The 24,308-nt window shown below is 73.7% G+C and carries 19 protein-coding genes; 8 read left to right on the top strand and 11 right to left on the bottom strand.

The genetic code is table 11. The annotated features are described in order from the left end of the window. Positions 1-973 (bottom strand): DUF2786 domain-containing protein (locus ACWD3D_RS14230; protein ID WP_451461164.1); only part of this gene is annotated, 973 nt, incomplete at its 3' end. A 39-nt stretch (positions 974-1,012) separates the two neighbouring features. Then, positions 1,013-1,939, bottom strand: a complete 927-nt coding sequence (locus ACWD3D_RS14235) for an NADP-dependent oxidoreductase (protein ID WP_451461179.1) — start codon at positions 1,937-1,939, stop codon at positions 1,013-1,015. Positions 1,940-2,143: 204 nt separating this feature from the next. Between ACWD3D_RS14235 and ACWD3D_RS14240 the strand changes: the two genes are divergently transcribed. Further along, the gene (locus ACWD3D_RS14240) at positions 2,144-3,859 is read left to right on the top strand and encodes a bifunctional 3'-5' exonuclease/DNA polymerase (protein WP_451461165.1); all 1,716 of its coding nucleotides are present in this window, start codon (positions 2,144-2,146) and stop codon (positions 3,857-3,859) included. 49 nt (positions 3,860-3,908) lie between these two features. Here the strand turns inward: ACWD3D_RS14240 and ACWD3D_RS14245 are convergent, their stop codons facing one another. Continuing rightward, positions 3,909-5,255, bottom strand: a complete 1,347-nt coding sequence (locus tag ACWD3D_RS14245) for a hypothetical protein (protein WP_451461166.1) — start codon at positions 5,253-5,255, stop codon at positions 3,909-3,911. A 198-nt stretch (positions 5,256-5,453) separates the two neighbouring features. After that, positions 5,454-5,966, bottom strand: a complete 513-nt coding sequence (locus ACWD3D_RS14250) for a SigE family RNA polymerase sigma factor (RefSeq protein WP_451461167.1) — start codon at positions 5,964-5,966, stop codon at positions 5,454-5,456. A gap of 187 nt (positions 5,967-6,153) precedes the next feature. On the opposite strand from ACWD3D_RS14250, the gene ACWD3D_RS14255 reads away from it, so the two are divergent. Further along, complete coding sequence (locus ACWD3D_RS14255; RefSeq protein ID WP_451461168.1) at positions 6,154-6,834, top strand: phosphotransferase; 681 nt, start codon at positions 6,154-6,156, stop codon at positions 6,832-6,834. Positions 6,835-6,885: 51 nt separating this feature from the next. Here the strand turns inward: ACWD3D_RS14255 and ACWD3D_RS14260 are convergent, their stop codons facing one another. Then, on the bottom strand, positions 6,886-9,432 hold the full coding sequence (locus ACWD3D_RS14260; protein WP_451461169.1) for an FtsX-like permease family protein: 2,547 nt from the start codon (positions 9,430-9,432) through the stop codon (positions 6,886-6,888). Beyond that, entirely contained in the window at positions 9,426-10,262 is an 837-nt protein-coding gene (locus ACWD3D_RS14265; RefSeq protein WP_451461170.1) for an ABC transporter ATP-binding protein, read from the bottom strand. The genes ACWD3D_RS14260 and ACWD3D_RS14265 overlap by 7 nt, the downstream gene beginning before the upstream one ends. Positions 10,263-10,444: 182 nt before the next feature. Between ACWD3D_RS14265 and ACWD3D_RS14270 the strand changes: the two genes are divergently transcribed. Together ACWD3D_RS14270 and ACWD3D_RS14275 are read left to right on the top strand one after the other, a co-directional pair. Beyond that, complete coding sequence (locus ACWD3D_RS14270; protein WP_451461171.1) at positions 10,445-11,731, top strand: sensor histidine kinase; 1,287 nt, start codon at positions 10,445-10,447, stop codon at positions 11,729-11,731. 25 nt (positions 11,732-11,756) lie between these two features. After that, complete coding sequence (locus ACWD3D_RS14275) at positions 11,757-12,398, top strand: response regulator (RefSeq protein ID WP_451461180.1); 642 nt, start codon at positions 11,757-11,759, stop codon at positions 12,396-12,398. Here ACWD3D_RS14275 and ACWD3D_RS14280 read toward each other — a convergent pair. After that, complete coding sequence (locus ACWD3D_RS14280) at positions 12,383-13,906, bottom strand: MFS transporter (protein WP_451461172.1); 1,524 nt, start codon at positions 13,904-13,906, stop codon at positions 12,383-12,385. The genes ACWD3D_RS14275 and ACWD3D_RS14280 overlap by 16 nt on opposite strands. A gap of 188 nt (positions 13,907-14,094) precedes the next feature. Between ACWD3D_RS14280 and ACWD3D_RS14285 the strand changes: the two genes are divergently transcribed. After that, a complete protein-coding gene (locus ACWD3D_RS14285) occupies positions 14,095-15,090 on the top strand; it encodes an Lrp/AsnC family transcriptional regulator (protein ID WP_451461173.1) in 996 nt (331 codons plus the stop codon). A gap of 85 nt (positions 15,091-15,175) precedes the next feature. Here ACWD3D_RS14285 and ACWD3D_RS14290 read toward each other — a convergent pair whose 3' ends face one another. From ACWD3D_RS14290 to ACWD3D_RS14300, 3 genes are read right to left on the bottom strand one after another with little or no spacing between them, the layout of a single operon-like run. Continuing rightward, a complete protein-coding gene (locus ACWD3D_RS14290; RefSeq protein WP_451461174.1) occupies positions 15,176-17,134 on the bottom strand; it encodes a CotH kinase family protein in 1,959 nt (652 codons plus the stop codon). Then, on the bottom strand, positions 17,134-17,811 hold the full coding sequence (locus ACWD3D_RS14295) for a DUF4956 domain-containing protein (RefSeq protein ID WP_387364324.1): 678 nt from the start codon (positions 17,809-17,811) through the stop codon (positions 17,134-17,136). Before ACWD3D_RS14295 ends, ACWD3D_RS14290 begins: the two co-directional genes overlap by 1 nt. After that, the gene (locus tag ACWD3D_RS14300; protein WP_451461181.1) at positions 17,808-18,671 is read right to left on the bottom strand and encodes a VTC domain-containing protein; all 864 of its coding nucleotides are present in this window, start codon (positions 18,669-18,671) and stop codon (positions 17,808-17,810) included. Before ACWD3D_RS14300 ends, ACWD3D_RS14295 begins: the two co-directional genes overlap by 4 nt. A gap of 481 nt (positions 18,672-19,152) precedes the next feature. Between ACWD3D_RS14300 and ACWD3D_RS14305 the strand changes: the two genes are divergently transcribed. The 3 genes from ACWD3D_RS14305 (at position 19,153) to dapE (ending at position 22,967) form a co-directional block, all read left to right on the top strand. Then, a complete protein-coding gene (locus tag ACWD3D_RS14305) occupies positions 19,153-19,917 on the top strand; it encodes a thioesterase II family protein (RefSeq protein WP_451461175.1) in 765 nt (254 codons plus the stop codon). Positions 19,918-20,421: 504 nt separating this feature from the next. Then, positions 20,422-21,876 carry an amino acid permease gene (locus tag ACWD3D_RS14310; protein WP_451461176.1) on the top strand — a complete coding sequence of 485 codons (1,455 nt, stop codon included), beginning with the start codon at positions 20,422-20,424 and terminating at the stop codon, positions 21,874-21,876. After that, the gene (gene dapE, locus ACWD3D_RS14315) at positions 21,873-22,967 is read left to right on the top strand and encodes a succinyl-diaminopimelate desuccinylase (RefSeq protein WP_451461177.1); all 1,095 of its coding nucleotides are present in this window, start codon (positions 21,873-21,875) and stop codon (positions 22,965-22,967) included. The genes ACWD3D_RS14310 and dapE overlap by 4 nt, the downstream gene beginning before the upstream one ends. A 43-nt stretch (positions 22,968-23,010) precedes the next feature. On the opposite strand, the gene ACWD3D_RS14320 is transcribed toward dapE, so the two are convergent. Beyond that, positions 23,011-24,308: PucR family transcriptional regulator (locus ACWD3D_RS14320; protein WP_451461178.1), on the bottom strand; the 1,298-nt coding region annotated here is incomplete at its 5' end.

Consider the following 24,308-nt stretch of genomic DNA (forward strand, 5'->3'; position numbering starts at 1 on the left):
CCGCTGCCGCGCCGGCCTCGGCGGTCACCCGCGCGGTGTCGGCGGCGAGCCGACTGCCGAGCCGCTGGGCGTACGCCATCAGGAAGGACTGCCGGAACGTCTTGGTCCGCTTCCGGCCGCCGGCCCGCTGCCCCGCCTCGGCGCGCGCCATCGCCGAGGTGCCCTGCACCAGCAGCGAGGTGAAGAGGAGCTCCACCGCCTCCAGGTCGGGCTCGAAACCGACGACCGTGGTGAAGCCGAGGTCGCTGTTCCACACGGCCCGGCAGCGGTTCGCCGAGGCGACCGCGTCGAGCAGGATCGCCTTGGCCGTCTCGTACGGGGCGTCGACCCCGATCCGGCAGGCGCCGGGCTGGTCCCCGCTGTGGGTACGGGCGGCGAGCAGCGCCTCGTCGATGCTGTGCCGGGCCATCAGCTCCTGCGCCTTGGTGGTGAGCGCCTCGGCCTCCTCCGGGAAGTCCGTCCCCTCCGCCTTCGCCAGCAGGGCGCGGATGCGGGTGAGCATCCTGGGCTCGTCGTGCGCGGGCGGCGGGAGGTGGGAGCCGCCGGCCGGGGTCTCGCCGGGCGGCGGCCCGACCGCCTCCACGGCGGGCAGCCGCAGCAGCAACCGGTACAGCTCCAGCAGCGCGGAGGCGTAGGAGAAACGGTCCGGCCGGTTGCGGGGCACGGGCGGCGGCAGCTCGGCGAGCTGGCCGGACCAGCGCGGCGGGAGCGTCGCGTACCCGGCGGTCTCGGCGGCGATCAGGGTCGCGGCGAGGGCCGCCCGCTCCTCGTCCAGCTCCCGGCGCACGAACCGTACGACGTCGGCGGGCTGCCAGCCCCGGGCCCAGGCGCGGCGGAGGAACTCCTCGCCCCTCCGGTGCGCCTCGTCGTCCGCGCCCGGGGCGGCGGCGAGCAGCGACGCACCGGTGTCCAGACCGGCGTCGCCCTCCGAGTAGAGGGCCGCCGCGCACGCCTGGTCGATCACCGGTTCCATGGGTTCAGGGTAGAGGCGGACGCCCCTCGCCCCACCTGGTCACCCTTCCCGCGGAGGGAGCAGCACCAGCTTTCCGCGTACGTGCCCGGCCTCGCTGACCCGGTGTGCCTCGGCGGCCTGGGCCAGCGGATACGTGTGGTCGACCGGGATGCGCAGCTCGCCGAGGACCGCTCGGCGGGCGTTGGCGGCGAGGCGTCCGGCGGAGGGGCCGCCGCCCCCGGCGGAGAAGGCGACCCCGAGCGCGGGGGCGTCCGCGTCGGCGATGGTGATCACCCGGTCCGTCGTGCCGCCGCGCAGCTCGATGGAGTCCGGCAGCGCGCCACGCCCCGCCGCGTCGAAGACCGCGTCCACACCCTGTGGAGCCAGCGCCCGGACCCGCTCGACCAGCCCGGGGCCGTACTCCACCGGCGTCGCGCCCAGCACCCGGAGGTAGTCGTGGTTGGCGGGGGACGCGGTGCCGATGACGGTCGCGCCCCGGGCCGTCGCGAGCTGCACGGCGGCCGAGCCGACCGCACCGGCCGCCCCGTGCAGCAGCAGCGTCTCCCCGGCGTCCAGTGCCAGTTCGTCGAGCACCCGGGAGGCGGTCTCGGTGGCCACCGGCAGCGCGGCGGCCGTCTCCCAGTCCAGGTCGGCCGGCTTGCGGGTGATCTTCTCCGGAACGGCCAGCACCTCGGTGGCGTACGAGCCGGTCTCGCTGTAGCCGAGCACCTCGTCGCCGGGGGCGAAGTCGGTGACGCCCTCACCGACCTCCTCGACCACGCCCGCGAACTCACTGCCGGGCGTCGCCGGGAACGCGGTGCGGGCCGCCTGCTGCATCCACCCCTTGCGGATCTTGTAGTCGAGCGGGTTGACCCCGGCGGCCCGGACCCGCGCCCGGACCCGCCCCGGAGCCACCCGCGGGGCCTCCACCTCGGTCAGCCGCAGCACCTCGGGGCCGCCGAACTCCTCGAACACGATCGCCTTCATCCCCTGCTCCTGCTCCCCGCGCGCCGCGGTCCGCTCGCCGTCGCCCCCGGTGCCGATCCTCGCGGCAGCCACCCGGAGCTGCCTCCCGGGAGGCGCCGCCCGGGGGGCCGCCACCGCGGGCCGTGTCCGATACCACGCGCGTGGGCGGACACGGCCCGGGACCGCTCCCCGGTGATGTCAGTGCCCGGTGCCAGACTCGGGGCCATGACGGAACGGTGGGCCCTGGCCGCGGCGGAGGGCGGCGGCGCGCTGCTCGTTCCGCTGGAGTCGGACGGGCGCCCGGCCGGTCCGGTGCTCCGTGAACCCGACCTCGCCGAGGCGGTCCGGGCGCGCCCCCACGTGGTGCGCTGGGTGTGGCGGTCCACCACCGAGATCTACCCCCGGCTGCTCGCCGCCGGGGTCCGCGTCGAGCGGTGCTACGACATCGAGTGCGCGGAGCTGCTCCTCCTCGGCCACGCGGGGCGGCTCGGCGAACCCCGTTCCGCCGCGGCGGCCCTGGCCCGGCTCCGTCACACCCCCGTACCCGCCGATCCGCCGCCCCGCAGCGCCGACCCGGGGGCGCAGTCCCCGCTCTTCGAGCAGTCGGCCGGCACGGAGGTGCCGTTCGAGGGGCTGCTCGACGTCTACGCCGACCAGCTGCGCCGCCACCGGGAGGCGGAGCACCCCGATCGGATGCTGCTGCTCACCGGCACCGAGTCCGCCGGGATGCTGGTCGCCGCCGAGATGAACCGGGCCGGGATGCCCTGGCGGGCCGATGTGCACCGGGACCTGCTGAACGAAATGCTCGGCGAGCGGTACGCGGGCGGTGGCGAGCCCCGCAGGCTCGCCGAGCTGGCCGACCGGGTCTCGGCGGCGTTCGGGCGGCGGGTGCGGCCCGACCTGCCCGCCGACGTCATCAAGGCGTTCGCCGGAGCCGGGATCAAGGTGACCTCCACCCGGCGCTGGCACCTGGAGGAGATCGACCACCCGGCGGTCGAGCCCCTGATCGCGTACAAGAAGCTCTACCGCATCTGGACCGCGCACGGCTGGGGCTGGCTCCAGGACTGGGTGCGCGAGGGCCGCTTCCGCCCCGAGTACACGCCGGGCGGCTCGGTCAGCGGACGGTGGACGACCAACGGCGGCGGGGCGCTCCAGATCCCCAAGGTGATCCGCCGGGCGGTCGTCGCGGACGAGGGCTGGCGGCTCGTCGTCGCCGACGCCGACCAGATGGAGCCCCGGGTCCTCGCCGCCATCTCCCGCGACCCCGGGCTGATGGAGGTCGCGGGACACGAGGGCGACCTCTACGCCGCGCTCTCCGACCGCGCCTTCCGGGGCGACCGGGACCAGGCGAAGGTCGCCCTGCTCGGCGCGGTCTACGGCCAGACCTCCGGCGACGGCCTCAAGAACCTCGCCGCGCTGCGCCGCCGCTTCCCGCTGGCCGTCGGCTACGTCGACGACGCGGCGAAGGCGGGCGAGGAGGGGCGTCTCGTACGGACCTGGCTCGGGCGGACCAGCCCGCCCGCCGCCGGGGCCGGGGACGACGGCGAGGCGGGGCTGCCGCAGGAGGGCGGCGCCGACGAGGAGGACGGCTCCGGGGAAGGCCGCCGGGGGTACGGCTTCACCCCCGGGTACGCCTCCTCCGACGCGCGGGCCCGCGGCCGTTTCACCCGTAACTTCGTGGTGCAGGGCAGCGCCGCCGACTGGGCGCTGCTGCTCCTCGCCGGGCTGCGCCGCACGCTCGCCGAGGAGGAACTCCGGGCGGAGCTGGTGTTCTTCCAGCACGACGAGGTGATCGTGCACTGTCCGGCCGAGGAGTCGGAGCGGGTGGTACGGGCGATCCGCGAGGCCGGTGAGCTGGCCGGGCGGATCGCCTTCGGGGAGACTCCGGTGCGGTTCCCGTTCACCACGGCGGTGGTGGAGCGGTACTCGGACGCGAAGTGAGAGTCCCGCCCGCCCGGGGCACGGGCGGGCGGGACTCTCGCCACACGGTCTACTTCACCTGGAGCTCGCGCCACTGCGGGGAGGTGACCAGCGCCTTGAGCTCGTCGACGGAGAGCGCGGGGTCGGACCGGGTGGCAACCCCGTCCTGCCGGTCCGCGTTGAAGGCCATGACCGCGACCCGCATGCCGTCGGGGTACATGAGGTCGACCGTCCACTGGACGATGCCCTGCCCGCCCTTCTCGCCCGGCGTCTGCCGGACCGCGAGCAGCCCGCCGTCGGGCAGGGTCTCGGCGCTGCCGTACAGGTCGCCCGCCACGTCCCGCATGTCGCGCTGGACGTTGATCCCGACGAGGGACTGTCCCTGGCCGTCGTCCACGACCAGCTCGGCGTACTCGCTGCCGTCCTCGTGCTCCTGCCGGACCACCGTGACGTCGTCCGGGAGCAGTCCGAGGAAGGTGGGCATCAGGGTGGAGTAGTCGAGTTCGGGGGCGCGGCTGGGGGTGGGCGTCGGGGCGGGGGTCGCCGATCCGCCCTGGCCGTTCTTCTCCCGCTGCGCGACGATCTCCCTCATGCGCTGGATCAGCCCGGTCCACTTCCCGGACTGTCCGAGGAGGTCGAGCTGTCGTCGGTCGAGCACCGGGGAGGAACGGGCCGGGTCGGCCGGGTCGTCGAGCAGACCACTGTAGGCGCGTACGTCCAGGGTCACCCCGCCCACCGCCAGGGTGCGGATGCGGTTCCCGACCAGGTCCGGGACTGCCGGGTCCGCGGTGGCCGGTGCCGTCGTGGTCGGGCACTCGCCGCCGGGCCGGCGCTTCCCGGAGGCGTCGGTGAGGGCGGGGCCGCCGACGGCGTCGAAGGCCAGCGCCACTCCGGCCGGCACGTCCCTCAGGTCACCCGGCGCGGTCCGGCAGGCTGCGACCTGGTCGCCGCCCCGTGCGTAACTCGGCGTCGGGTAGAGGGCGGCGGTGACCGTGGCGGCCCCCTCACCGTCGTCGTACACGACGGAGGCCGAGGCCACCGCGCCGTCCTCCAGCTCCCCGGTACCGACGCCGGAACCCTCCGACACCTTTCCGCCGGGCAGCAGCGCGGCCAGCGTCTCGACCATCTCCGTGCCGGAGATCCCGGCGCCGGCGCCGGCGGCCGGGGACACGGAGTGTGTACCCGACGCCAGATCGGCGCCGGATCCGGAGCTCCCGACCAGACCGGTCGCCAGGCCACCGCCGAGGGTGACGAGAGCGAGCGCGAGCGCGCCACCGGTGACGGCGGCGGTCCTGCGCCGCCGCACCCCGCGCCGCCCGGCCTCGACCGAGCCGTCGAGCAGCGCGGTCCGGTCGCGGAGCTCGAAGGACTCGCCGGTGCGGCGGAGCTCATCACTCAGGTCGTCTTCAAAGGGCATGACAGAGACACCACTTCTCGTTCGGTGGAGGCGGAGGTCGGAGAGGAGTGCGCGCGGGTGCGGACGAGTCCGGGTGCGCGCGGCGCGGCCACGGGCGCGGGTTCGGCGTTCGGCGGGCGGTGCTGGCGGCGGGCGGTGTGTTCGGCGGGCGGTGCGGGTGGACGGCTCAGTGGGCGGACGGCTCAGTGGGTGGACGGCTCAGTGGGTGGCGAACTCGGCGAGGCTGCCGCCGAGCAGGGTGCGCAGCCGGGCCAACGCCCGTACGCACCGCGTCCGTACGGCTGCCGGGCTCGTCCTGAGGGCCTCGGCGGTCTGTTCGACGCTGCGGTCCTCCCAGTACCTCAGCACCACCACCGCACGGTCCTTCGGGGGAAGCCGGTCGAGGGCGTCGAGCAGCGTCAACCGCAGAGCCGGGTCCTCCCCCGCGCGGTCGGGGGCCGTGTCGGGCAGTTCCGCGAGCGGGCGTTCACCGGCGGAGCGGCGTCTGCGGTACGTGAGGAAGGTGCGGACGAGCACGGTCTGGGCGTACGCGGCCGGATTGTCGATCCGGTGCACGCGGCCCCACAACATGTACATCCGGCCGAGGGTCTCCTGTACGAGATCCTCGGCGAGGTGCACGTCGCCACCGGTCAACAGCGCAGCCGATCGGTACAGTCGGCCCGCGCAACTCGCCGCGAACTCCCTGAAGTCCTCGACACGCGACTTCCTCATGCGTCCCCCGTCTCCCCGGCCGTGCCGGCCGTGCGTCCCGCACTTCTTCGACGCGATGGGCCGGGAGGAATGTTTCACGTGAACATCCACCAGTTTTCGGCGAGTTGCCCGAGCCGAGGAAGGACCGCCGGAGCCGGCTTGCCCCCACCGCTCCCCAACCCCCTTGCGCGCGGGTAGGTTCGGCGCCATGGACACTGGTCAGCTACTCGGTTCGGGACGCAGCGCCGACGTGTACGCACTCGACGACTCCTGGGTGCTGCGCCGCTACCGCGACCACGCCGACACCACCCCCGAACTGGCGGTGATGTCCTACCTCTCCGCGTTCGGCTTCCCGGTACCGCGCATCGGGCCGGCGCCCGAGTGGGCGGGCCGGGGCGACCTCGTGATGCAGCGGCTGACCGGTCCCACGATGGCCGAGGCGCTCATGGCCGGCTCCCTGGACGCCCGCCAGGGCGGCGAGATGATCGCCGGGCTGCTGCGGGAGCTGCACGCGCTGCCGCCGCGCCTCTCCCCCGATCCGGAGGTCCGCATCCTCCACCTCGACCTGCACCCCGAGAACGTGATGCTGACCGGGCACGGGCCGGTGGTGATCGACTGGAGCAACACCACCGAGGGCTCGCCCGGGACGGACCGCGCCATGTCGGCCCTGATCCTGGCGCAGGTCTCCCTCACCCCGGGTTTCCCGGCCGCGGAGGGGGTGCGCTTCCTGCTCACCGCCCTGATGAACGCCATGGCGGGCGACGGCGCGATAGCCGACGAGGACCTCGCCGGAGCCGTCGCGCTGCGCTCGTCGGACCCGTACCTCTCCCCCGCCGAACAGGCCGTGCTGGGCGAGGCGTCGGCACTGGTGGCGGCGCACGGAAGGTGACACCGGGCGGGGCAACGGGGCACTCGCCCCCGCCGCCCCGCCCGCCGGCCGCTATTCCCGCGCGCCGACCGCCTCCACCGGGCGGACCCCGAGCACCCGCACGGCCGGGAGCACGGCGGCCACCACGGCGATCACCGCGGCGCCGGCGAGCACCGCGCCGATCGCCGCCCAGGGCACCGTGACGCCCGTGGGCACGCCGAGCAGGGCCAGCGCACCCCACACGGCACCCAGGTCCATCGCGGAGACGGCGAGGCCGAGCAGGGCGCCGACACCGACCACCACCAACGCCTCGACGGCGACGATCCTCAGCACCTGGCCGGAGGTCGCGCCCGCCAGCCGCAGGACGGCGAAGTCGCGGGCCCGGTCCGCGGTCGCCATCACCAGAGTGTTGACCAGGGCGATCCCCGTACAGAGCAGGGCGATACCGAGGACCATCAGCAACCCGAGCCGGGTGGTCTCCCGGGTACGGGGGTGGTGCGCGGCGACCCATGCGCGCGCGGTCGTCACCTCGGTCCCGGTGGCCCGGCCGGCCTCGCGGAGCGCGGCGGCGACCGCCGTACGGTCGGCGCCCGGCGCCACCGTGATGTCGAGGCGGTCCACCGGGGCGCCCGAGGCGTTGCGGGCGCTGAGCAGGACACCGTGGTCTCCGGTGCCGGTACGCAGTACGGCCGCGATGCGCAGGGACGCCTCACGGCCGTCGCCGAGCCGGACGCCGACCCGCTCGCCCACCGTCGTGGTCAGCCACTCCTCGGTGACCACGATGCTGTCGTCGTCGAGATCCGCGAGGGAGCCCTCGGCGACCGGCAGGGCCGACACCTCCGCGAAGGCCCGCGGGTCCACCGCCGCCGCCTCGTAGGGGACGAGGGCGACGCCCTCTTCGAGGACGGTGACCCCGGTGGAGCGGGAGGCGCTGACCACCGCACCCGGCACCGCCTCGGCCCGTTCCACGAACTCCACGGGCAGGGGCCTCTGTTCGTCCTTCGCGGTCACCACGAACTCTGCGGAGGTACGGGTCAGCGCCTCCGCCTCCTTGGCTCCGGCGAGGGTCCCGGTCGTCCCCAGGAGGACGGTGGTCAGGGCCACCGTGATGAGGACGGGCGCGGCGACGGCAGCCGTCCTGCGGACGGCGGACGAGGCGCCTTCCCGCACCAGCACACCTGTGGCACCCGGCAGTCGGGCGGACAGCACGGTCAACAGCCGGACGGCCGGGGGCACCAGCACGGGCGCGAGGAGCGCGCATCCGGCGATGAGCACCATCGGCTGCGTGAGGTAGGTCTTCCGCTTGAGGAGCCCGCCGGGGTCGGAGACCAGAGCCATCACGATCAGCCCGATCGCGGTGCCCACGACCAGAGTTGCCAGAATCCAGCGGAGTCGCGGCATGGCTCCGTCGTCGACGGCCGCCTCACGCAGCGCCTGGGTCGGTCCGGTCTTGCCGGCGCGGTGGGCGGACACGGCCGATCCTGCCACCGCCACGGCCAGCCCGGTCCAGAAAGCGACGTGCAGCGGCCAGGTCCGGTCGCCGATCGCGAACCAGGCCGGGGCGATCCCCCGGTCCACCATCCAGGCGACGAGTCGGGGTGCTCCCGCCCTGCCCCACCAGCATCCGGCGGCGGAGGCCAGTACACCGACCAGGACGGCCTCGGCGAACACGGTCCGGCGGATCTGTCCGGGGGTGGCGCCCGCCGTACGCAGCAGCCCGAACTCCCTCCGGCGCTGCGCCACCGCGAAGGAGAAGGTGGACGCCACCACGGCGGCCGAGACGAAGGCGGTGATGCCCGCGGCGGTACCGAGCAGCGCGTTGACGGAGGCCAGTGCCTCCTTGTCGCGGTCGGGGTCCGGGTCGGCGCGGCGCCGGTCGTCGCCGGCCAGGACCGACACCCGCGGCTCCTCGGCCTTCGCCCCGGTGGCCTCCGCCCCGACCGCCTCCACCTCGGCGGCGACGGCCCGCGGGTCCGCGTCGACGACCAGGGCGTCGACCGCGGGGGAGATCCGTGCGGCCTCCGTGTCGGTGAAGAACAGCGCCGTCTCGAACCCGGTCGCCCCGACGGTACCGACCACCCTCACGCTCCGGCCGGCGCCGCCGGGGCCCGTGGCACCCGGGAACAGCAGCCGCATCCGGTCGCCCGGGTGCACGGGGGAGCCTGGGCCGGTGGCGGCCACGATCTCGCCGGGCGCCGAGGGCGCACGCCCCGAGGTCAACCGGTACGGGGTCGCGGCGGCGATCGACCACGGGTGGCCGACGACCTCGGCGTCCGCGTACGGGCCGCCGCCGGACGGGAACTCCACCGGGAACGTGCGGTCCTCGGCGGCGGGCCCGAGGGCGGACAACCGGGCGACGAGCGCGGGCGGTACGGGCCGGGGTCGGGCGAGCGGGCTCGTACGTACGCCGATGGGGGTGGCGACCCGGACCGTGTCCGCCCCCTTGACCACCACCGGGGCCGCCGCGAACCGCTCCGGAGGGCGTACCGGCGCGTCGAGCGTGGCGGCAAGGGCGAGGCCGGTGGCCGCCACGAGTCCCACGCCGAGGGCGAGGGCCACGAAGGAACCGGCGAAGGTGATCCAGCGGGCCCGCAGCCCGGCGAGTACGCGCGTCAGCACGACGACACCGCCTTCTCGCGTGCCGGACCGGGGTGCTCCGAGCTGGGGTGCGCCGGCCTGGGGTGCGCCGGCCTGGGGTGCGCCGGATTCTCCGCCGTCACGCTCCCGGTGAGCCGCGTCATGCGTGCGGCGATCCGCTCGGCGTCCGGGGCGTCGAGCCGGTCGCGCACTCGGCCGTCCGCGAGCAGCACCACCCGGTCCGCGCAGGCCCCGGCGACGGGGTCGTGCGTCACCATCACCACCGTCTGGCCGCCGTCCACCAGGGACCGCAGCAGGGCGAGGACTTCAAGGCCCGTCGTGGAGTCGAGGGCTCCGGTGGGTTCGTCGCCGAAGAGGACCTCGGGGCGGGTGATCAGGGCGCGGGCCAGTGCCACGCGCTGCTGCTGGCCGCCGGAGAGTTCACCGGGCCGGTGACCGGCTCGGCCACCGAGCCCCACCCGGTCCAGGGCGTCGAGCACGTCGGCGCGCCGGGGCCTGCCCCCGGCCAGTCGCAGCGGGAGGGCCACGTTCTGCGCGGCGGTGAGCGCGGGCAGCAGGTTGAAGGACTGGAAGACGAACCCGATCCGGCGCCTCCGCAGCAGGGTGAGACGCCGCTCGCCGAGGGTGGTCAGCTCGGTGCCGCCGAGGAACACCTGCCCAGAGGTCGGCCGGTCGAGCCCGGCCGCACAGTGCAGGAGGGTGGACTTGCCGGAACCGGAGGGGCCCATGATCGCGGTGAAGGTCCCCGGCGCGACGGTCAGGTCGACCCGGTCGAGGGCGGTGACGAGGCTGCTGCCGCGACCGTGCGACCGAGTGACGGAACGGAGCTGAACCGCTGGCTGTTGACTCATGACCCAAGTCAACTCAGCCCAGCCGCCCGGCACATCGGAGCGGAATGCCGTCCTCGTGGTGGAGCTGTCTCCACCACGGACCCGCCGTGAGCCCGCCACCGGCCGCACGGAGCCGCGCTGTCCCCACCCGTCACGGCCCCGGCGGATCGCGCCGCGAGGGCCGGGCCGCCTACCGTTCCCCCATGCATCCCGTCCCCCTCGCGCGAGCGCTGCGGCAGCGCCGGTACGTACTCGGCGTGTGGCCCTGGCGCGCCGCGCTCTACCTGCTCACCGGCGTGCCGCTCGGCGCCGCCGTACTGGTGACGCTGACCCTGCTGGCCGTCGCGGGCGGCGTGCTCTCCGTGGTGCTGGTGGGACTGCCGCTCCTGCTGGTCCTGGCCCTCGCCGGGATACCCCTGGCCGCCCTGGAGCGGTACCGGCTGCGGCTGGTCCACCCCGGTCCACCGCCCTCCGCGCACCGCGCGCCGGCCGAACCGGGACTCTCCGCCTGGCTCCGGGTGCGGCTCCAGGAGCCCTCGACGTGGCGGGAGTTGGCGTACGCGCTCTTCCTCGGGTTCCTGCTGTGGCCGGTGGAGGCGCTGGCGATCTCCTGCGTGTTCCTGATCCCGGCGGGGCTGGTCGCGGTCCTCCCCCAGATGGCCGCGGGCGGTACGGGCGAGGCACGGCTGCTGAAGCTGTGGGTCGTTCAGTCCTACCCCGCCGCCTGGGCGCTGCTGGTGGCCGGGCTGCTCCTGCTGCCGCCGCTCGCCTACCCCCTGGGAGCGCTCGCGGCGGGCCGGGCCGCCCTGACGCGGCGCCTTCTCCGCCCGCCGGAGAGTGGACTCGCGGAGCGCGTGGACGAGTTGGACCGTTCCCGGGTGCGACTGGTGCACGCCTTCGAGGCGGAGCGCCGCAGGATCGAGCGCGATCTCCACGACGGCGCCCAACAGCGCCTGGTCGCCCTCTCCATGACCCTGGGGCTGGCCGGTCTGGAGCGCCCCGCCGAACCGGTCGCCGGGCTCCTCGCGAAGGCACGCGTCCAGGCCGACGAGGCGCTGGTCGAGATCCGCGAGCTGATCCGGGGCATCCATCCGCAGGTCCTCACCGACCGGGGGCTGGGTGCGGCGGTGGAGGACGTGGCCGATCGGTCGGTCGTCCCGGTGGACGTGGCGCTGGACCTACCGGACCGGCTGCCGGAGGCCGTCGAAACCGCCGCGTACTTCGCGGTCTGCGAGGCCCTCACCAACGCGGCGAAACACAGCGGCGCCTCCCGGGTGACCGTGGACGGAGCGTTCCGTGGACGGGAGTTGGCGATCGACGTACGGGACGACGGCACGGGCGGCGCGGACATCGGCGCCGGTACTGGCCTCCAGGGGGTCGCCGACCGTCTCTCGGTCGTCGACGGCCTGCTGCTAGTCTCCAGTCCGCCCGGCGGGCCCACGGTGGTCCGTCTGCGTGTCCCGTGTCCGCCCGTACGACCCAGGAGTTGAGCCGTTGCGCACCGAGGGCGGGGGCTTGCGCGTGGTGCTGGCCGAGGACGGCGTACTGCTGCGCGAGGGGCTGGTCGGGGTACTGGCCCGGTTCGGGCACGAGGTGGTGGCCGCCGTCGGGACGGCCGGGGAACTCACCGACGCCGTGGAGTCGCACCGGCCGGACATCGTGGTGACCGATGTCCGGATGCCGCCCGGCTTCACCGACGAGGGATTGCGGGCGGCCGTCGAACTGCGCAGCCGCCAGCCTGATCTGCCGGTCCTGGTCCTCAGCCAGTACGTCCAGCGCTCGTACGCGGAGGATCTGCTGGACTCGGCCGACGGTACGGCCGTCGGCTATCTGCTCAAGGAACGGATCGGCCACGTCGAGGAGTTCGCGGCGGCGGTGACCCGGGTCGCCGCCGGGGACACGGTGGTCGACCCCGAGGTGGTCCGCCAGCTCATCCGGCACCGCCGCGATCCGCTCGCCCGGCTCACCCCGCGCGAGCAGGAGGTCCTCGCGCTGATGGCGGAGGGCAGGTCCAACGCCTCGATCGCCGACGCCCTCACCGTCAACGAGGGCACGGTCAGCAAGCACTTCGGCTCGATCCTGACCAAGCTCGACCTCTCCCTCTCCGAGGAGACGAACCGCCGCGTGCTGGCCGTACTGGCCTACTTGCGCGGCTGATCCGGCACGGGAGCGACCACGCCCCGGCGGGAGGCAGAGGTCATGGCGGCAGCCGCGAGCGCGGCCGCCGCGAGGATCAGCCCGGCGGTGAGCAGCGCCGCCCGTGCGGCGGCGCCCGGTGAGCCCGAACCCGTGAGAGCGTGAGCAGGGCCGCTCGCGCTGGCGAGGTAGACGCCTCCGACGACCGCGACGCCGAGGGTGCCGCCGAGCTGCTGGACGGTGTTGAGAAGCCCCGCGGCCGATCCGGTCTCCTGCGGCCCGACACCGCTGAGCGCCACGGTGAAGAACGGAGTCGTGAACAGCCCGGTGCCCACTCCCGCGACGACGAGCGCGGCCGGCAGGAACACCGGGTACGCGCCCGGGCCACTCGCCCCGTACGCGAGGCAGGCCGCCAGGAGACCGGCCGCGAGGACCACGACACCGGTGTGCAGGACGCGCGTGGTTCCGTACCGGGGGACGAGCCGGTCGCCCGCCGCCCAGGAGCCCGCGGCCAGCCCCGTCGACCACGGCAGGAGCGTCAGTCCGGCGGCGAGGGGGCCGCGCCCGAGGCCCAGTTCGAGGTGGAGCACCACCACGGTCATGACGGCGTTCATCACGGCGAAGAACAGCGTCGACGTGGCGAGTGCCGCCGGGAACGACCGCCCCCGCAGCAGCGCCGGCTCGATCAGGGGGGCCCGGCCCCGGCGCGCGGTACGCCGCTGCTGGAGGACGAACACCGCGAGCACGACGGCCCCCGCCCCCGCCGTCGCCCAGGCTCGCGGGCCCGGGGCACCCGAGCCGCCGGCCAGCGGACACACCACCAGGGCGATGCCGATCGGCGCGAGCAGGGTCCCGGCCAGATCCAGGCGGCGCCTGACGGCGGCACGGTCCTCCCGCAGCCGGGGCGCGATCGCCAGCACGGCGGCGGCGAGCGGGAGGTTGACGAGGAAGACCGCCCGCCAGGACGAGCCGAGTACGTCGGCATGGGTCAGCACTCCGCCGAGCACCGGCCCGAGCACGGCGGACAGACCCATGACCGGGCCGATCGCCCCGAGCGCCCGGGGCAGTTCCTCACCGTCGAACATCGCCCGGATCAGCCCGAAGGTCTGCGGGACGATCAGCGCGGCGGCGACTCCCTGGAGCGCCCGCAGCCCGATCAGCGCCGCCGGCCCCGGAGCGCACGCGCAGGCCGCCGAGGTGACGGCGAAGGCGACCACGCCGATACGGAACACCCGCCGCCGCCCCGCCCTGTCCCCCAGCCACGCACCGGTCAGCAGCGCCAGCGCGAACGTGAGGGTGTACGCGGCGCTGAACCACGGGATGGTGGCCGCCGCCCCGCCGAGATCGACATGCACGACCGGCCCCGCGACCTGGACGATCGTCGCGTCGAGAAGGTTCATGGCCTCGGCGACCAGCACCGCCACCAGCGCGGACCAGCGACGTGGCCAAGGGGCGCCCGGTGCCGGGTCGGTCGTCGGGTCCTCGGCCGGGCCGGAGACGGGCGTACTGCGGTGCGAGGTTCGGGACACGGCGCTCCCCCTGCGGAACGATGGCTGTGGGCTACGGCTGTGACGGAGACCGGCGGGCGGTGGCTGACGCCCGGTGGCCGGTGGCCTTCGGCGGACGACAGCCACGGTCCTGCGGCACCTCTGTCGGATTCCAGCCCGGTAGCCAAGATCGGTGATTACTTCCATTCAGCTCGGCTACTTTGATGAATATGCTCGTACTCGATGATCTGGACCGCGGCCTGGTCCACGCTCTGCACGTGAACGGGCGGGCGCCCTTCACGCTCGTCGCGGAGGTCCTCGGCTGCTCCGTCCAGACCGTGGTCCGCCGCTACCGCCGGCTGCACGCGCAGACGGGTCTGCGGGTGGTAGCGCTCCCCGACCCGCGCAGCTCCGGCACTCACCAGTGGTTCGTGCGGCTGACCGCCGCGACCCGTGCCGCGCACGACATCGCCCTCGCACTCGCGCGCCGCCCCGACACCTCGTGGGTACGACTCGCCTCCGGTGGCACCGAGATCGTGGCCGTCATCCGCACCACCCCGGCGGGCCCGGACGCCCACGCGCTGCTGCTGCGCGACATCCCGCGCACCGCCGGGGTCACCGCGGTCTCCGCGCACTACCTGCTGCACACCTACCTCGGCGGCCCGACCGCGTGGCGGGGCAGGGTAGACGCGCTCGACGCCGAGCAGCAGGCGCGGCTGCGCGCCGAAGGCGTCTCGGGCGCGGGTACGGGCTCCGCCGCCGGGGCACCCGCCCATCTGCTGACGGACGCCGACCGGCTGCTCCTGGAAGCGCTGCGCGACGACGCGCGGGCCAGCTACGCCGACCTCGCCACGGCGACCGGCTCGACCGCCTCCACGGTGACCCGCAGACTCGCCGAACTGCGGGCGCGCGGGGCGCTCTTCTTCGACGTGGACGTGGACCCGGCCCTGCTGGGCGCGACCGTCTCGGCGCTGCTCTGGATGCAGGTGGCGCCCGCGCACCTGGACGAGGTCGCCCACGCGCTCTCCACGCACGAGGAGTTGGCGATGGTCGTGGCCACGACCGGGCCCACCAATCTGGTCGCCCAGGCGCTCTGCCGTGACGCCGAGGAACTCCACCAGTATCTGACCCGCAAGGTGGCGTGGAGCACCATCGACCGGATCGAGACGGCACCGGTACTGCGGACCTACAAGGCGGCGGCGACCCTGCGCAACGGCTGGGGGTGACCGGTGTACGGGTGCCCGTCCGGACGCTCGTACACCGCCGGAGGCCCGCACCCCTGGGGGGACGGGCCTCCGGCGACGACCAGGCTCAGCCGCCGGTGATCACCTTGTCCTCGGCCAGGCTCTCCGTGCGCGAAGTGAGCGTGGTCCGCAGGGACTTCGCGGTGGCCTCGACCCCGGAGGCGTCCGCGCCCGACTTCTTCGCGGCGGTGACCAGGGTGTCGAGGGTGGAGGTGCCGTACCCGGAGCCGTAGTACTGCTCGTACAGCTTCTTGTACGCGGCGTGGTAGACGGCGTCGAAGGCGTCGGCCGCCAGGAACTTCTCCTTCAAGGCGTTCCCGCCCATGCCGCCCCCGCCGCCCATGCGCCCGCCGGCCGCCTGGCCGTCGGCGCCCTGACCGTCGGCACCCTGGGCGCCTGGGGGTCCGCCCTGGCCGCCGGCGGGGAAGCCCCCGTCGGCCGGGAACTCACCGTCGGTGGGGAACCCGCCGGCCGGGGGTTCCCCACCTGCTGGGAACTGCCCCTCGGCCGGAGCGCCTTGGCCACCGGTCGCGTCCTGCGAGCCGGTTGCGCCCGGGGCACCGGCCGCGTCCTGGCCTCCGGTTGCGGCGCCGGGGATCGCACCACCGCCACCACCACCTCCTCCGCCGAAGCCGCCCATGCTGGTGCTGTCGTCGGGGCCGCTGGTCGCGTCGCCGCTGAAGGTCAGGTTGAAGTCCCAGCCGAGGACGGAGAACTTCTTGGTCCCCAGGTCGTACCAGAGCACGTAGTTGTTTCCCGGCCCCGCCATGTCGTCGAAGTTCAGGATCAGGTTCTGCGTCGCCACGTACTCGGCGAACGAGTCGACGTCCACGTACTCGTCGAGGTCACGGGCGAACTCCTCGTCCGACGCCTGATCCACCCACTTCAACAGCCGCATCACCGGGGCGAGGTCCTGACTCCCCTTCTTGTTGAGCTGCTTGAAGGACGTCTCGTAGTCGGTCGGATCGTCACCGACGTAGTCGAAACTGCCGCCCGCACGGGCCTTGTACGCCACCCCGTCGCCCGTGACCTGCTGCTCCACGTAGTCCTTGCTCGGGTTCTCCACCATCAACCGGGTGGCCGCAGGGCGGTTGTTGACGGTGAGATCCACGAAGCCGAACTTCTCGGCGGGCTGCCCGGACTTCTCCATGAGGGAGAGCGACAGGGCTTCGTTCAGGGGGAGTTGGTCGTCCACGCCGGGACGCAGGGAGATCTCGCGATTTCCCTGGTACGCACGCCCCTCCACGTACTCGTCGATCTTCACGAGCCAGGGGAGTTCCTCGGGCTTGTCGGCGGAGAGGTCGTACTGCGTCATCCCGCCACCGCCCGCCCGCATCCCGCCCGCAGCCTGGCCGCCCTCGCCCTGCTGGCCCTGATCCTGGTCTTGCCCCTGCTGGTCCTGACCCTGCTGGCCCTGGTCTTGGTCCTGCCCCTGCTGGTCCTGACCCTGCTGGCCCTGGTCTTGGTCCTGACCCTGCTGGTCCTGCCCCTGCTGGTCCTGCCCCTGCTGGTCCTGACCCTGCTGGTCCTGCGCCTGAGGGCCTCCTCGACCGCCGAATCCGCCGGCCCCACCGGGCCCACCGGCCGCGCCGCCGCCGGAGCCGCGCAGGCTCTGCAGCGTGGAGTTCCCCTTGAGGCGGATGCCGACGTCATTGAGATAGGTGCCGTCGATGGTGAGGTCGGCCTCGATGTAGTCCTTGGTGCCGTCCTTCTCGTACGCCTTCATCATCTTGTCGAAGTCGGTCTGGTCGTACTCGATCCGGAACGTGTGCGCGGCCGTCGTGTCGTACAGGCCGACCGTGCCGGGCAGGTTCTCGGTGATGACGTCCGCGTCCTCGACGGAGGCGCTGGTGACGAACGGCGTGACCCGGGCGTCCGAGAAGAAGAACAGCAGCACGGCGAGTCCCGCGCAGAGCAGCCCGACCGGCTTCCAGTGGTGGCGCACCGGCAGGGGGACGCGGTGCGCGAGCCGCTTGCGGGGCGGGATGCGCCGCTCCTCGCGGACGCCCCCCTCCACCTCCGCCATCACAGGTCCGTCTGGTCGTAACCGGTGAGCACCGTGACGCGCTGGCCCCTCGTGCGCTCCTGGAGCGCGGCGACCAGTTCGCCGGGCTCGTGGCCCTTCTTGATGCGGACGGTGTAGAACACCTCGGTCAACGTGCCACCCCGGATGGACTCGGTGCTCACCAGTTCGAACTCGTCGGTCAGGCGCAGCAGTACGTCCTGGATGCTCGACGTGTGGTCCTCGCCCGCGGGAAGCTGGACCTTGACGACCTGACGCTGCACGTTGAGGGCGAACAGGTCGAACCGGCTCATCAGGAAGATGATCAGCGCGATGACGACTCCACCGACCGCCGCCAGCGTGTAGAAGCGCGCTCCGCACGCCATACCGATCGCCATCACCAGGAAGATGAAGCCGACGTCCCGGGTCTCCTTGACCGCGTTGCGGAAGCGGACCACGGACAGCGCGCCGACGAGGGAGAACGCGCGCGCCAGGTTGGAGCCGACGACGAGCATGATCAGCGCGACGACCATACCGACGATGACCAGTGTCTGGACGTAGGACTGGCTGTACGAGACGTTCTTGTGCGTGGCCCGGTAGACGTAACCGATCACGGTGGAGAGCACGAAGGACAGGGTCATCGCCAGGACGATGTCCATGACGCTGAACGTGCCGCTCAGGTCCTGCAGGTCGAAATTCACGGGCGGAAAGCCTCCGTCAGGCGCCCCGGGGCGGGGAGTCGGGTGGGGGACACGGCGAACGGGGTTCCGTCGCCGGTGGTGTGGTGGGCCGGAGCCGGCGGGAGGTCTTCCTCCCGTACGTGGAACACCGAGCGGGGCGCGAGCCCGAACGCCTCGATGGACTGGACGTACTTGGACACCCGGATCAGGCTGAGGTCGCGGCGGGCCGCGAGGTCGGTGATCCAGTGCGGGGTGCGCTCGTTGACCTTGATCTCCATGACCGACATGTGCGGCGGGATCGTGAAGCGGTTCTCCGCGTCGGTGGTGCCGAAGTGGAAGTCCCGGTCGCGGCCCCGGATGCGCCGGTCGAAGGTGACGCGCAGCCCGGTGTCCTGGTCGCGGCCGACGAGGGCCTCGCGCTGGTAGCCGGTGATGGCGGTGGGCTGGAGGTTGAGGCGTACGGCGAGTTCGAGGACCTCCTCGACGAAGGCGGCCTCCTTCGGCGAGTGCTCGATCATCTGCCGGTCGTCGCACATCCGCCGGGCCGTCTCGTACGGCAGCGTGATGCGACGCTTCTGGGTGACCCGGTTGACCCGCTGCTTGATCTCCACGCAGACCGGCGAGGCGTCGGTGATCCGGTCGAGGTCTCCGTAGTGCCGGATGCGGAGCTTGCGGCGGAACTTCAGGCCCTCGATCTTCTCCCAGTAGAAGCGGAGTTGGGGGGTGTCGTAGTAGAGGCTCCACACGCCGTAGCCGCCCACGGGGCTGTGCGGGTCGCGGTCCATGCGGTCGGCCAGTTCGTCCCTGATCGAGGCCGCCTGTTCGACGGGGACCAGGTACTTGAGCTCGTACCGGTTGAAGGCGTGCAGGCGGCTGGCCACCCGCAGGGCCTCCTCGCCCGCGAGCCCCGGCCCGGTGCCGGAGTACGCGCCCGTCGCACGGTCCGCGTCGGCCACCGGTACGGCGGCCACCGTGCCGGCGGCCCCTCCCGGCCCGACGGCTTTCGTGCCACGAGTCCGTGGGCGCAGCCGCCCCAGCCAGCCAGTCATGGCTCCCCTTCGTGCCGTTCGTTCGTCTTCTTCCTCCACGTAAGGAATCGGCAAAAGATGAGGAACTTATGAAATCCTTATCTGAATGACCTGAGTACACGGAATGAACACAGGGTGAACACGAAGGAGCCGCCGGCCGACGCGCGGCCGCGCTCCCCCGGCACGGATTTCCCCCCGGCCCCCTGGGCATCGATCAAGAGCGGAACGCCGCACGCGACGCGCACGGGATGCTGTCGGAAGGACGCACGAACCACGTGCGGGCCGAGGCGCGGAGCGCGCCCCGGCAAGGGAACGGACGGGAAGAGAAGGCGACATGACCGCACCACAGACGGGGACCAACCCCTGGCTCCGCCGCTACCACGCCGCCGACACCGGCAACGTCACCCTGGTGTGCTTCCCGCACGCCGGCGGATCCGCCGGCTACTTCCGCCCGTTCTCGGCGGCCCTCGCGCCCTCGGTCGGCGTGATGGCCGTCCAGTACCCGGGGAGGCAGGACCGGTTCGCCGAACCGTGCGTCGAGGACCTCGGCGAACTCGCCGACGCCGTGCACCAGCAACTTCGCACCTTCAGGGGCCCGTTGGCGTTCTTCGGCCACAGCATGGGGGCGTCCCTCGCGTTCGAGGTGGCCAGGCGACGGGAACTGGCGGGCGAGGAGGCACCGTCGATGCTGTTCCTCTCCGGCCGCAGCGCGCCGGACACCGTCCGCGCGGCGGCCGAGCCGGTGCACTCGCTGGACGACGCGGGTCTCCTCGCCAGGATCAAACGACTCGGCGGCACCCACACCCAGCTGCTGGAGGACCCCGAGCTCGTCGAGCTGGTGCTCCCCGCCGTCCGGAGCGACTACCGCGCCGTCGAGACGTACCGCTGCCCGCCCGGCACCGTCCTCCGCTCCCCCATCACCGTGCTGACCGGCTCCGAGGACCCCCTCACCACCCCCGAGGACGCCGATGCCTGGCGCCGCCACACCGCCGGCACCTGCACCGTGCACACCTTCCCCGGCGGCCACTTCTTCCTGGAGCCCGAGTCCGACGCCGTACTCGCGACGGTCTCCCGCACCCTGGCGGGCCTCACCGCCTGAGACCCGCCGGACCCGCCGGACCCGGTGCGGCCCGTCGTAGCCGGAGACCGGCGTGGAGTACGTTCCCGGGCCTGGAGACCCCGGGCGTGACGTACGCCCCGGGCGTGGAGTACGTCACGCCGCCGGGAGATCCGGCGGGCCGCCCGGCGACGCGCGTGCGGCTGCCGGGTCCGGCTCGCCGGTCTTCCGCGAGGGGCCCCCGGCGGGAGGCCCCGGTGCGGTCACCTCCTGGCGGCCCGCCCAGCGGGAGCGCACGGCCGTCGAGTTGGCGATGGCCTGCGACGACATCCCGTACCCGAGGCCCGTCGCGCTGCCCGCCCCGCGCCGCCACCGAAGCGGAGTCATCCGTTCCGAAGGGATGGGCCGTGACACTCCCACGGTGCTCCTTTGGCCTTTCGGCCAAAGGAGCACCGCGCTTTATGGCGGATATTCTCACCCCCGCACGGTCGGCACTCAGCATCATCGGGTCGACGCATACGAGCGCGGAGCGAGAGGAGCGGTGCCATGGAGACGGTCCGGGCAATGCCGGGCAACGGCCCCGGTGGCGGCCTGAAGCACAGGCTGACCAGGCGGCAGGACGTGTCCGCCGAAGTACCGTCCGGTGGTGCGCTGAAGCGCACGATGGGCATGTGGCAGCTCACCCTGCTCTCCGTGGGCGCCACCCTCGGCACCGGCATCTTCGTCGTCCTCGGCGAGGCGGTGCCCGAGGCGGGCCCCGCGATCATCGTCTCGTTCGTCCTGGCCGGCGTCACCGCGCTCTTCTCGGCCCTGTCGTACGCCGAGCTCGCGGGGATGATCCCGCGCTCCGGCTCCTCGTACAGCTACGCGTACGCCACGCTCGGGGAGCTCGTGGCCTGGGTCTGTGGCTGGTGTCTCATCCTGGAGTACGGGGTCTCGGTCGCGGCGGTCGCCGTGGGCTGGGGCCAGTACGTGAACGAGCTGCTCGACCTGGTCTTCGGCGTCACCCTGCCCGACGCCCTCAGCGCGCCGCCCGGCGCGGGCGGGGTCGTCAACGTCCCGGCCGCCGTCATCGTCCTCCTCTCCATGGTGGTGCTGCTGCGCGGCGCGAAGGAGAGCGCGGTGGCCAACGTCGTCATGGTGGGCGTGAAGATCGCCGCGCTGGTGATGTTCTGCGCCGTCGCCTTCACCGCGTTCCACGCGGGCAACTTCAGCCCGCTCTTCCCGCTCGGCGCCGCCGGGATGAGCGCCGGGGCCGCCTCGCTCTTCTTCTCGTACATCGGCTTCGACGCCGCGTCGACGGCCGGCGAGGAGGCGAAGAACCCGCAGCGGGACCTGCCGCGCGCCATCATCCTCTCGCTCGCGCTGGTCACCTTCCTCTACGTGCTGGTCGCCGTGGCCGCGCTCGGCGCCATGCCGTGGGGCCTCTTCGAGGGCACCGAGGCCACGCTCAGCGAGGTCCTGGTGCGGGCCGTGGGCGGCGGCAGCCTCTGGCCGATCCTGCTGTCGATCGGCGCGGTCGTGGCGACCACCAGCGTCGTGCTCACCGTCCAGTACGGGCAGATCCGCATCCTGTTCTCCATGTCCCGCGACGGCCTGATGCCACCGGTCTTCTCCCGGGTCCACGCGAAGAGCGGGGTGCCGCGCGCCAACACGGTGATCGTCTCCTCGTTCATCGCCGTACTCGCCGCGCTCGTCCCGCTGGGCAGCCTCGCCGACGCCACCAGCATCGGCACCCTGTTCGCGTTCGCCCTCGTCAACATCGCCGTGATCCTGCTGCGCCGCCGCAACCCCGACGCGCCGCGCGGCTTCCGGGTGCCGTTCTCGCCGGTGGTGCCGGTGCTCGGCGTCATCTGCTGCGTGTACATGCTCTTCAGCCTCGGTTCGGACACCTGGATCACGTTCGCCGTGTGGATGGTGGTCGGACTGGCCGTGTACGCGCTGTACGGGATGAAGCACTCCCGGCTCGACGCCGCGAAGCAGGAGGATCTCCGGTCATGACGCTCGTCCCCGCAGCCCTGGATCTCGACGCCGACGTCGTCCGACTGACCCGCGCCCTGGTCGACGTGCCCTCCGAGAGCGGCGAGGAGGGCCCACTGGCGGACGCCGTCGAGGCGGCCCTGCGCGCCCTGCCCCACCTGACCGTGGAACGGATCGGCCACTCCGTCGTCGCCCGCACCGCGCTGGGCCGCCCCGAGCGGGTGATCCTCGCCGGCCACCTCGACACCGTGCCCGCCGCGGACAACCTGCCCGCCCGGCTCGACGGCGAACGGCTGTACGGACTCGGCGCCTGCGACATGAAGGGCGGCGTCGCGGTGGCCCTGCGCCTCGCGGCGGCCCTCACCGCGCCCGCCCGGGACGTCACCTACGTCTTCTACGAGTGCGAGGAGGTCGAGGGCGACCGCAACGGGCTGCACCGCATCGCGACCGAGCGCCCGGAGCTGCTGCTCGACGCCGGGCTCGCGATCCTGATGGAGCCGTCCGACGCGGGCGTCGAGGCCGGCTGCCAGGGCGTGCTGAGCGCCGACATCACCGTGCGCGGGGCCCGCGCCCACACCGCGCGGGCCTGGATGGGGATCAACGCCGCCCACCGCGCGGCGGCGGTGCTCCAGCGCCTGGCCGACCACACGCCGGAGCGGGTCGTCATCGACGGACTGGAGTACCGGGAAGGGCTGAACGCCGTCTCGGTCCGCGCCGGGGTGGCCGGGAACGTCGTGCCCGACACCTGCGTCGTCTCCCTCAACGCCCGCTTCGCCCCCAGCCGTTCGCCGAAGGAGGCGGAGGAGTACGTACGGGGCCTCTTCCCCCGGGCGCTGTTCCCGCCCGAGGAGTACGCGTTCGTGGTGACGGAGGCCGTGGCGGGGGCGCTGCCCGGCCTGGAGCACCCGGCGGTGGCCTCGCTGGTCGGCGTCCTCGGCGCCGAGCCGCGCCCGAAGCTGGGCTGGACCGACGTGGCCCGGTTCACCGAACTGGGCGTGCCCGCGCTGAACTTCGGCCCGGGCGACCCCTCCCTGGCGCACACCCCCGGGGAGTTCGTCCCGGTGGACCAGCTCGCACGGTGCGAGGAGCAGCTGACCGCCTGGCTGAGCTGATCCGGAGGCCGCCCGCCCCTGCGGCCACCGGCCGTGGTGCCGCTCAGGCCGTGCCTTCGAGCCGGGCGCTCAGCCAGAGCACCAGCCGCTCGTCGGGATCGTCCAGGTCCAGGCCCACCTGCTCCCTGGCCTGCCGCAGGCGGTACCGGCAGGTGTTGGGGTGCACCGCTAGCCGCTCCGCCGCGCCCGCCATGTCGCACCCCGCGTCGAGCCAGGCCAGCACCGTACGGGCGTACTCGGTGCCGTGCGCCGCGTCGTGCGCCACCGCCCGCGCCCAGGCGCCGCCCTCGAACTCCCGCTGTCCGGCCATCAGTTCACCCAGGCGCAGCAGGGCCACCCTGGCCCGGACGTCCTCCACGAGAGCGAGGGGGCGCTCCGCGTCGAGGCAGCGCAGCACCAGGTCGGCGTCGTCACGGGATTCCGCCACCCGCGCGAGACCCGCGACCAAAGCTCCGAGCCCACCCCGTACGGGCATCCGCAGGGCCTGGCCGGCCCGGTCCACGATGTCCTGCGCGAGCTGCCGGTGCCGGGCCGCGCCCCGTTCGCCGGCCGCCGGGAGCAGCGCGTACACGACCCCGTCGACGAGTACGCAGGCGTGCCGCCCGTAACGGGCCTCGCAGCTGAGCCGCACCAGGTCGAGCAGGCGCAGTGCCGTCTGCTCGACGTCCGGCGCGGTGCTGGCGCCCGCCGGGACGAACGCCGCCACCCGCACCGGATCGGTGCCCGCGCCCAGCCCGAGGCGGTGCGCGGCGGTGGCCGGATCGGCGGTGCCGTCCAGGACCCGGCGCAGCAGGTCGCCGCCCAGGTGGCGGGCGAGTTCCTGCGCGGCGCGGGCCCGCAGCAGCAACAGGGCCGCCGTGGAGGCGCCCTGGACGAGAGCGTCCTCGGCGCCGGGGGCGAGCGTGCCGTCGTCGACGACCCAGATCGAGCCGAGCGTCTCGCCGCCCGCACGCACGGCGACGGCGATCCGGGGCAGGTTGTCGTCGTCGAGGGCGGGCAGCCGCAGGGGCGCGGGGGCGGCGAACATCGCCCGGTACTGCTCGGCGTTCTCGGGGCTGTCGGGGACCTGGAGGCCGAGGATGCCCTGCCGGCGGTCCTCGTCCACGGTCTGCCCGGGCACGGTCGAGTAGGCCAGGATGCGCTGGCGGGGGTCCTCCACCGCGGTGGCCCCGCCGACCGCGGCCGCGACGGCGTCGGCCAGCGCGAACAGGTCACCGGCCGCGGAGGGCGCACCGCCCGCGCGTGCGCCCACGGCCGAGGAGAGCAGCAGGTGGACCCGGTGCCAGGCCTCCTGGAGGTCGTAGGAGTCGGTCGGGACCCCGTCCTCCATGGCGAACAGTT

The organism is Streptomyces sp. NPDC002690, from assembly GCF_053592415.1.